The sequence below is a fragment of the Kitasatospora sp. NPDC059827 genome (genome assembly GCF_042731675.1).
In the GTDB taxonomy this organism is placed as follows: domain Bacteria; phylum Actinomycetota; class Actinomycetes; order Streptomycetales; family Streptomycetaceae; genus Kitasatospora.
Genome location: NZ_JBHWIV010000065.1, coordinates 38123 through 47460, shown reverse-complemented (window position 1 = coordinate 47460; position 9338 = coordinate 38123). Strand labels below are relative to the sequence as shown.

5 protein-coding genes are annotated in these 9338 nt (G+C 73.6%); all 5 read right to left on the bottom strand.

What is annotated here, in order from left to right:
• Positions 1 to 144: 144 nt before the first annotated feature.
• The 5 genes from ACFV8H_RS30755 to ACFV8H_RS30735 all read right to left on the bottom strand — a co-directional run bounded on the left by ACFV8H_RS30755 (position 145) and on the right by ACFV8H_RS30735 (position 9001).
• Positions 145 to 732, bottom strand: a complete 588-nt coding sequence (locus ACFV8H_RS30755; RefSeq protein ID WP_380406556.1) for a hypothetical protein — start codon at positions 730 to 732, stop codon at positions 145 to 147.
• 318 nt (positions 733 to 1050) lie between these two features.
• Positions 1051 to 2766: an allophanate hydrolase gene (gene atzF / locus ACFV8H_RS30750; protein ID WP_380406554.1), complete on the bottom strand. Its 1716-nt coding sequence runs from the start codon at positions 2764 to 2766 to the stop codon at positions 1051 to 1053.
• Entirely contained in the window at positions 2763 to 6404 is a 3642-nt protein-coding gene (gene uca, locus ACFV8H_RS30745; protein WP_380406552.1) for an urea carboxylase, read from the bottom strand. The genes atzF and uca overlap by 4 nt, the downstream gene beginning before the upstream one ends.
• 61 nt (positions 6405 to 6465) lie before the next feature.
• Positions 6466 to 8163 (bottom strand): allantoin permease, encoded by a 1698-nt coding sequence (locus tag ACFV8H_RS30740; RefSeq protein ID WP_380406550.1) that lies wholly within the window; start codon positions 8161 to 8163, stop codon positions 6466 to 6468.
• A gap of 79 nt (positions 8164 to 8242) precedes the next feature.
• On the bottom strand, positions 8243 to 9001 hold the full coding sequence (locus tag ACFV8H_RS30735; protein WP_380406548.1) for a GntR family transcriptional regulator: 759 nt from the start codon (positions 8999 to 9001) through the stop codon (positions 8243 to 8245).
• Between the last annotated feature and the right edge of the window lie 337 nt (positions 9002 to 9338).

The following is a 9338-nucleotide window of genomic DNA, read 5'->3' as shown; positions in this document are numbered from 1 at the left end:
TCTACAACAATCCTTAATCGGGGGGTCGCTTTTGTTTTTTATAAGTCCCTGGCCCCGGGTCGTTCCGGGTTGCGGGGGGTGTACCGGCCCGGGCCGGGGGGGGGCCCCTTCCCACCGCCGTGGCCGCCGACCGGGCCCGAAGGGTCAGGCGCACCAGAAGAGGATCGGCTTGCAGGTCGCCGTCGGTGTGGGGGCGGGAGCGGGCGCGGTCGGGCTGGGTGCGGGCCGGGTGGGCGGCGCCGTGGTGGGCGGCGCGGGCTGGGGCGCGGGCGGCTCGGTCGACGCGGCCGGGCGTGACGGAGCCGCGGAAGTCCTCGATGCGCTGGGTCGGGCGCTGGTGGCCGACGGCTGCGCCGGGGCACTCGGCGTGCCGGGCGCGGCCGTCGCCGTCGTGGGAGCGCTCACAGTTCCGCGCGCGGACGGCGCGGCGCTCGATGCGGACGCCGTCGTCCCGTCCGACGGGAGCGGGACGGCCGAGCCGTCGCCCTCACCGAAGGCCACCACCGCGGTGGTCAGTCCGCCCGCCACCACGCCGAGTGCGACCAGGCCGAGCAGGGCGCCGCGCCGTCGCTTCGTCCGCCGCCGGGCCCGCCGGGGCGCGGGGGCCGCGGCGGCCGGGGGCGCGACCGGGCGGTCCGGTGCCTGCTGCGGGGGCGCTTCCGCGGGCCGTCCGCAGCCGGGGCAGGAGAGGGCGCCGTTGAGGTGCCGTTGGCAGAGCGTGCAGTAACTCATTCGATCTTCCGTAGGTGCCCGCGTGCCGCGACGGGTGGTCTGCGGATCCTACGCAGATCCGCTCCGCCCGCGACACGGCCTTGTGCGAGGCTTCTGCGGAGATCACGTGTGGTTCGCGCGAGCAGGGGCGGTGTGACCCGCACCGGAGCGGGTGGGCGCCTCGCCGACCCCGGCGCTGCCCGGCCACAGGTGCTCCACCTCGATCCCGAGCCCGATGGGCCGCGATGACCTGGGCGAGTGGTGACAGCAGCACGGTCACGGCCCGGTTTGGGGCAGGCGAGGTTGCTCCGGTCATGCGGATCCCCTGCCCGGGAACGATCAGGACGCGATGGTCGCGAGGTAGCCGCGCCAGCCGCCGTGGTGGGTGATGTCCGTCCCGGTGGACGCCGCGTGCGGGTCGCACTGGAAGCCCAACACCCAGCTGCCGTCCGCGAGTTCGATCCGCCCCAGGGACATCGGAGCGGGCAGGGCGGCCAGGAAACGGCCGAGGGCGGCGGGGGAGAGGGTCCAGCGTTCCCCGGTGATCGGGCCTCCGGCGCCCGGGCCGACCCGGACGAGGCCGGGCTTCGGCGGCTCGGTGGTCAGCGCGGTGAGGCGGTAGGCGGCGGCCGTGGTGACCTCGCCCGCGTAGCGCGCGCCGGTGTCGGTCAGCTGCCGGTTGAGGGGCTGGCCGCGCAGGTGGGCGCCGAAGACGGCGAGGTCGATTCCCGTGCCGGGCAAGGGAGTCGGGTGCTGTTCGCCGGTGAGGCGGGCGGCGATGTCGAGGGCGGGCTGGTCCTCGAAGGCGCGGGTGATGACGCTGACGCCGAAGGGGCTGCCGTCGGCCTCGCCGGCCGGGACGGCGACGGCGGCGAGGTCGAGCAGGTTGACGAAGTTGGTGTAGGTGCCCAGGCGGGAGTTGACGGTGACGGGGTCGGCCCGGACGGCGGCGATGTCGGGGTGCTCGGTGGTGGTCGGCAGGAGCAGCGCGTCGTAGCCGGACAGCAGCCGGCGGGCGGTCACCTTGTACCCGTCGAGGCGCTCCCGGTCGGTGGCCAGGGCGTGGGCGGGTAGGTCGGCGGCGGCGAGGACGATCCCGGCCACGGTGGGGTCGGCGGCCGACGGGTCACGGGCGATGAACTCGCCCACCGCGGCGTAGCGTTCGGCGACGAGGGCGCCGTCGTAGAGGAGTCGTGCCGCCTGCAGCAGCGGGGAGACGTCGATGACAGTGGCCTCGGCGCCGGTCGCCTCCAGGTGCTTGACGGCCGTGTGGAACGCGGCCCGTGCCTGCGGCGAGAGCGGCGCGAGGTCCGCGTCCCCGGGGATCGCGACGCGTGGGTGCTCCGGGGCCGACAGGCGGACGTCGTCCGGCCAGCTGCGGCTGAGCGGGTCGCTCCCGTCGGGGCCGATCATGACGGCCAGGGCCCGCTGGGCCTCGGTGAGGGTACGGGCGAAGACGGTGACGGCGTCGTAGGAGCGGGCGGCGGGGACGACTCCGGTGGTGGGGACGAGCCCGAGGGTCGGCTTGACGCCGACGATGCCGTTGAGGGCGGCGGGGACCCGGCCGGAGCCGGCGGTGTCGGTGCCGAGGGCGATGTCGGCGATGCCCAGGGCGACGGCGACCGCCGATCCGGAGCTGGAGCCGCCGGAGATCTTCTCGGGGCGCAGCGCGTTGCGGACGGGGCCGTACGGGCTGCGGGTGCCGACCAGGCCGGTGGCGAACTGGTCCAGGTTCGTCTTGCCGAGGACGAGTGCGCCCGCGTCCACCAGCCGTTGCACGGCGGGCGCCGAGCTGCCCGGTGTGCAGGCGTAGTCGGGGCAGCCGGCGGTGGTGGGCAGGCCGGCCACGTCGATGTTGTCCTTGACGGCCACCAGCGTTCCGGCCAACGGCAGTTCGGCCCCGGCGGCGATGCGCCGGTCCAGCTCGCGGGCCTGCAGCAGGACGTCGGTCTCCGGGCGCAGGGTGATCCAGACTTCGGGCCGGTCGGCTTCGGCGATGCGCCGGTAGGCGTCGATGACGCGCTCGGCGCAGCTGACGGTCGGGGCCTGGGTCATGCGGACACCTCTTCTTCGACGGTCCCTACGAGGGGCTCTACGGCGGATTCCATGACGGTCGCTGCGACGGCTTCCCTGACGACGGCCAGCGGGGTGGCGGCGTCGATCTGCTGGCCGGGGGTGACGAGGACGTCGGCGACGACGCCGCCGGCGGGGGCCCGGACCACCACCTCCATCTTCATGGCCTCCAGCACCAGCAGCGGCTGGCCGGGTACGACCCGGGCCCCCGGCTGGGCCTCGATCTTCCACACCGTCGAACTGAGCGGTGCCTCGACCAGGGTGCTGCCCGGTTCGAGGGCCAGGGCGGCGGCGTCCTGGACGACCGCGTCGGGTGCCTCGCGCGGCGCGAACTCGCCCGCCTTCTCCCACGCCCGGCGCTCCGCCTCGAAGGCGGCCGCCTGGCGGCTGCGGAAGGCCTCGATGCTGTCGGCGTTCTCGTGCAGGAACCGCTCGTGCTCGCCGAGCGAGAAGGTGCCGGGCCGGATGTCCAGGGCGGTGCGCCCGGCGGCCAGGTCGGCGCGGACGTCGAGGAGTTCCTCCGGGCTCACCGGGTGCCAGACGATGCGGTCGAAGAAGCGCAGCAGCCAGGGCCGGCCGTCCGCGAAGGAGCGGGGTGGGCGCAGTCCGCCCCAGACGGGGACGGTGCGGCCGATGAGCTGGTAGCCGCCGGGGCTCTCCATGCCGTAGACGCACAGGTAGGCGCCGCCGATGCCGACGCCGCCCTCGGCGGTCCAGGTGCGGGCCGGGTTGTACTTGGTGGTGACCAGGCGGTGCCGCGGGTCGAGCGGGGTGGCGGCGGGGGCGCCGAGGTAGACGTCGCCCAGGCCGAGGACGAGGTACTGGGCGGCGAACACGGCCCGCCGGACGTCCTCCACGCTGTCCAGGCCGTTGATACGGCGGATGAATTCGAGGTTCGACGGGTTCCAGGGCGCGTCGTCGCGGACCGAGGCCGTGTAGCGGGCGATGGCCTCCTGGACGGTGGGGTCGTCCCAGGAGAGCGGGAGGTGGACCTCCCGGCTGGGGACGGTCAGGTCGGCGGTCGCGGGGAGCCGGTCCTCGGCCTCCTGGAGCAGGCCGAGGAGGGTGCGCAGCGGGAGGGTGTCGGGATCGGTGTGCAGGTGCAGGGAGCGTACGCCCGGGGTGATGTCGACCAGCCCCGACGGGCGCAGTGCGCGCAGGTGCTGGGCGAGGGCGTGGACGCGCATACGCAGCGCCAGGTCGAGCGTCATCGGACCGTACTCGACCAGGAGGTTGTCCTCGGCGCCGCGCCGGTACGTCACCTCGGGGGTGGTGTCGGTGGCCGGGCGGCGGGCGAGGACGCCGTCGTCGCCGTCCGGGCCGGCGTCCGTCGGGAGGGTGAGCAGGGCGGGGGAGCGGCGCAGGAGGTCGGCGGTCGCCTCGCCGACGGGGACGAAGCGCACGGTGTCGCCCGGGCGCAGCTGGCCGGTCTTCCAGCGCTCGGCGCGGACGATGGTGACGGGGCAGGCGAAGCCGCCGAGGCTGGGGCCGTCGGGGCCGAGGATGGCGGGCGTGTCACCGGTGAAGTTGACCGCGCCGACGGAGTACGCGGTGTCGTGGACGTTGGAGGGGTGCAGTCCGGCCTCGCCGCCGTCCGGCCGGGCCCATGCGGGGCGCGGGCCGATGAGCCGTACGCCGGTGCGGGCGGACTGGGCGGAGACCTTCCAGTCCGTCCCGTAGACGGTGCGCAGGCCCTCGCGGGTGAGGAAGTCCGGTGCGGGGTGCGGGCCTTCGCTGACGGCGATCCGCCAGTGGGTGGCGAAGTGCGGGCGGTCCGCCGTCGGCACCGCCGAGGGGGCCGGGGCGTCGGCGGCGGGCGTCGCCGGGCGCAGGACGTCACCGGCGCGCAGCGCCCGTCCGGCGTGCCCGCCGAAGGCGCCGAGGGTGAAGGTGGCGGCGCTGCCGAGGTAGTGGGGCGTGTCGAGGCCGCCGCGGACGAGGACGTAGGTCCGCATGCCGGGGCCCTTGGGGGTGCCCACGTCCAGCACCTGGCCGGCCGTCAGGTCCAGCGGCCGCCACTGCTCGACGGGCTGTCCGTCGACCCGGACCTCGGCCGGTGCGCCGGTCACGCAGACGACCTGCGGGTGGGAGAAGCGCAGCGCCGCTCCCTCCAGGGTGCACTCCAGGCCCGGCGCGCCCTCGGGGTTGCCGACGGCGGCGTTCCCGAGGCGGAAGGAGCGGTCGTCCATCGGGCCGCCGGGCGGGATGCCGACCTCCCAGTAGCCGGTGCGCCCCGGCCAGTCCTGCACGGTGGTCTGCGCGCCGCCGCGCACGACGTCGATGCGCGGGCGGGGATCGGTGATGCCCGCGAGCGTGGCGGTGGTGTGCCGGGCGGCCCGCACCTCGGGCGCCCGGCAGGCGGCGCGGAGAAGGCCGAGGTTGGTCTCCACGCCGTCGATCCTGGTGTCGGCCAGGGCCTGTGCGAGGCGGTCCAGGGCCTCGGTGCGGTCCTCGCCGGTCGCGATGATCTTGGCGATCATGGGGTCGTACGCCGTGGATATCAGCTGCCCGGTCTCGACCCAGCCGTCGACGCGGACGCCCTCGGGGAAGCTGACCCGGGTCAGCAGGCCGGAGCTGGGCCGGTGGCCGAGAGCGGGGTCCTCGGCGTAGATCCGGGCCTCGACGGCGTGGCCGCGCGGGACCGGTTCGTGGAGGAAGCCGCTCTCGCCGCGGGCCAGGCGCAGCATCCAGGCGACGAGGTCGACGCCATGGGTCTCCTCGGTGACCGGGTGCTCGACCTGGAGGCGGGTGTTGACCTCCAGGAAGTACGCCTCCTGGCGCGCGGAGTCGTGGACGAACTCCACGGTGCCGGCCGAGCGGTAGTCGACCGAAGCGCACAACTCCCGTGCGGTCGTGTGGAGTTGAGCTCTGATGTGGGAGGGGAGGCCCGGTGCCGGGGCCTCCTCCAGGACCTTCTGGTTGCGGCGCTGGAGGGAGCAGTCACGGTCGCCGAGCACGGCGATCCCGCCGGCGCCGTCGCCGAAGACCTGCACCTCGACGTGGCGGGCGCCGTCGACGTACCGCTCCAGGAACACCCCGCCGTCCCCGAAGCTGCCCCGGGCCAGACGGGTGACCTGGGTGAACGCCTCCCGCAGCTCCTGCGGTCCGGCACAGGCCCGCATGCCGATGCCGCCCCCGCCGCCGGTGGCCTTGAGCATGACGGGGTAGCCGATCGCCTCCGCCGCGCTCAGCGCCGCCGCCTCGTCGGCGAGCAGGCCGCTGCCGGGCAGCAGGGGCACTCCGGCGGCGAGCGCGGCGGCCCGGGCGGTGTGCTTGGCGCCGAAGACCTCCAACTGGGCCGGGGTGGGGCCGACGAACACCAGGCCGGCCGCCTCCACCGCGGCGGCGAAGGAGGCGTTCTCGGAGAGGAAGCCGTAGCCGGGGTGGATCGCCCCCGCGCCGGTGGCGAGGGCGGCCGCCAGGACCAGGTCGGCGCGCAGGTAGCTCTCGGCGGCGGGGGCCGGGCCGAGTCGTACGGCCTGGTCGGCCATCCGGACGTGCGGGGCGGTGCTGTCGGCGTCGGAGTACACCGCCACCGTGCGCAGCCCGAGGGCGTGGGCGCTGCGCAGGATGCGGCAGGCGATCTCGCCGCGGTTGGCGACGAGCAAGGTGTCGAACACGGGGCGGCTCCTCCGGAGCGGGCGGTGGGGCGGCGGTTGACGTGGCGCCGGTCTCTCGGTCTCAGGTGGTGATCGGCTGTGCGGGCCGTACCGGCTCTGCGGGCAGCACGTGGTCGCCGACCTTGTCGGTGCTCAGGCACAGCGAGCAGACGATCGCCTCGTGGGTGGCACAGGCGGTCAGGTCGGGGCGCTCGTAGGGCTGGTGGCAGACGTGGCAGTCGAGGGTGACCGCGCTGGGATTGCCCGCGGCGTCGAGCAGCGGCTCGTCGATGCCGTCGCCGGTGCGGCGCAGGTAGTACCTGCCCCTGGTGACGACCGCCATCAGCGGGGTGAGCACGAAGGCGATGACGGCGGCCGCCACGGGCGAGTACGGCTGGAGGGTGTCGCCGAGGGCGTGGAAGTACATCGCGATCGACAGGCCCGAGGCGGCGACGAAGGCCACCACACCGACCGGGTTGACGGCGTGCAGCATCCCGCGGCGGAACTCGGGTTGGAGCGGGGAGAGCTTCAACAGGTACTTGTTGACGCCGATGTCGGTGGCGACGGTGACGACCCAGGCGATCGCGCAGTTCGAGTAGAAGCCCAGGATGCTGTTGAGGAAGCTGAACATGTCGGCCTCCATCAGGGCGAGCGCGAAGCCGAGGTTGACCAGGACGAAGACCATCCGGCCGGGGTAGTGCCTGGTGACACGGGTGAAGGAGTTCGTCCAGGCCAGCGAGCCGGAGTAGGCGTTGGTCACGTTGATCTTGATCTGGCTGATCACGACGAGGACCACGGCGAGCGGGACGACCAGCCAGGACGGCATCATCGCGTCGAAGGCGCCCTTGAACTGCTGGATCGGCTCCGGGGCGGCGGCCGCGCCGACCTCGGCGAGGATGTGGACGGCGAGGAAGACGCCGATGGCCTGCTTCAAGGCGCCGAGGACCACCCAACCGGGGCCGGCCATGATCACGGCCGTCCACCAACTGCGCCTGTTGGCCTCGGTCCTGGGCGGCATGAAGCGCAGGTAGTCGATCTGCTCGCCGATCTGCGCGATCAGGGACAGGCAGACACCGGCGCCGAGGAGCACCGAGGCGGTGTTGACGCCACCCCCGCCGCCGCCCGCGCCGTCGGTGCCCGGATAGGAGAGGAAGCGGTCGACGCTGCCGGGGTCCTCGGCGACCAGGTAGACCAGCGGGGCGACCATCAGCACCAGCCAGACCGGTGTCGTCCACACCTGGAGCTTGCTCAGCGCCTTCATGCCGTAGATCACCAGGGGGATCACCATCAGCGTGGAGACCGCGTAGCCGAGCGGTAGGGGCAGGCCGAGGCCGAGCTTGAGGCCCTGGGCCATGATCGAGCCTTCGAGGGCGAAGAAGATGAAGGTGAAGCTGGCGAAGATGACGCTGGTCAGCACCGAGCCGTAGTAGCCGAAGCCGGCGCCGCGGGTGATCAGGTCGAGGTCGATGTTGTAGCGGGCGCCGTAGTAGGCGAGCGGGAAGCCGGTGACGAAGATGACCACCGCCGCCACGGCGATCGCCACCAGCGCGTTGCCGGTGCCGTGGGCCAGCCCGATGCCGGCGCCGATGGAGAAGTCGGCCATGTAGGCGATGCCGCCGAGCGCGGTGGTCGCCACGACCATCGGGGTCCAGCGGCGGTAACTGCGGGGCGCGAAGCGGAGGGTGTAGTCCTCCAGGGTCTCCTTCGTCGCCTGGCTCCTCCGGCTCTGCTCGGCGTCGGGTGGTGTGGTCGTCGTCAGACGTGACTCGGCAGTGCTCATGGTCAGCCCTTCCGGGGGTGCGGCGGTGCTGGGTGCTGGGCATTGGGTGTGGGGGTGTCGGTCTGTGACCGCCGGGGATTCAGAGGCGGTCGGCGTGCAGGGCCATCTGGGACATGGCGCGCCGGGCACGGTCCAGCACCACGGCCATCGAGTCACCCACATGGGCGTGCAGGGCCCGGTAGCCCTCGTCGAGACGTCCGTCGCGGACGAGCTCCATGATCTCGATGTGCTCGGCGATCGTCGTCTCGACCCGGTCCCGGGTGAGGAAGTCGTACATCCGCACCTGGCGGATGCGCTCGCTGACCGCCACCAGGGCGTCCGTGAGCGCGGGGTTGCCGGAGGCGCGGGAGAGCTCGGCGTGGAAACGCTCGTCCTGCACCACGAACCGCGGGTCGGGCACCGGGGGGCTCTCCCGCATCGCGTACCAGCGGTCCAGCTCGGCCGCGATGACCGCCGGGTCGTGCTTGATGGACGGGTCCTCGATCGCCCGCGCGACACCGCGCAGTTCCAGGGTGACCCGGAGCTCGTAGAAGTCCTTCAACCGCGTCAGGTTGGGGATCGTGACGAAGAAGCCGCCGTCCCCGCGCTCGATCAGCCCGTCGGACGCCAGCCGCGCCAGTGCCTCGCGCACCGGGGTCCGCGACACCCCGAACCGTGCCGCCAGCCGCACCTCGGCCAGCCGCTCGCGCGCACCGAACCCGCCGTCGAGCACGGCCGCACGCAGCTGCGCGTAGACCGTCTCCCGCAGTGCGGGCGTGGGCGGAACTTCCTTGGCCGGCAGGTCAGTCGGTGTGGCAGCCGGCACGGAAGTCGAGGGCGTATACAGCTGTGCATCCATGAGCGGACACGCTAGGAACCGCTTGTTTCCCCGAGCGTCCGCGCGGCGTGAACGGCTCGTTACCGGAATCTCACCGTCGACTCGATTGTTGATCCACAGGCGTCCCGTTGCCTCGTTCGACCCCTTGACCTGCGGCCTCACACGTAGACGCAACGGTGTGGCAGTCATCAGCCTCATGGAATCGGCTTGTCTGAGACAGAGCCCGAAGGCGAGGGGGCGGGGACGCCCGGAGGAGCGGGGGGGGGGGGGCGGGGCGGGCGGGTGCACGGGGGGGGGGGGGGGGCGGGGCGGCGCCCCCGCGGTGGCGGGGGCGCACGGGGGGGGGGGTAGTTATTAT

Coding starts and splice junctions, on each gene's coding strand:
- ACFV8H_RS30740 (WP_380406550.1), bottom strand. CDS start 8,163: ATGAGCACTGCCGAGTCACGTCTGACGACGACCACACCACCCGACGCC.
- atzF (WP_380406554.1), bottom strand. CDS start 2,766: ATGACCCAGGCCCCGACCGTCAGCTGCGCCGAGCGCGTCATCGACGCC.
- ACFV8H_RS30735 (WP_380406548.1), bottom strand. CDS start 9,001: ATGGATGCACAGCTGTATACGCCCTCGACTTCCGTGCCGGCTGCCACA.
- ACFV8H_RS30755 (WP_380406556.1), bottom strand. CDS start 732: ATGAGTTACTGCACGCTCTGCCAACGGCACCTCAACGGCGCCCTCTCC.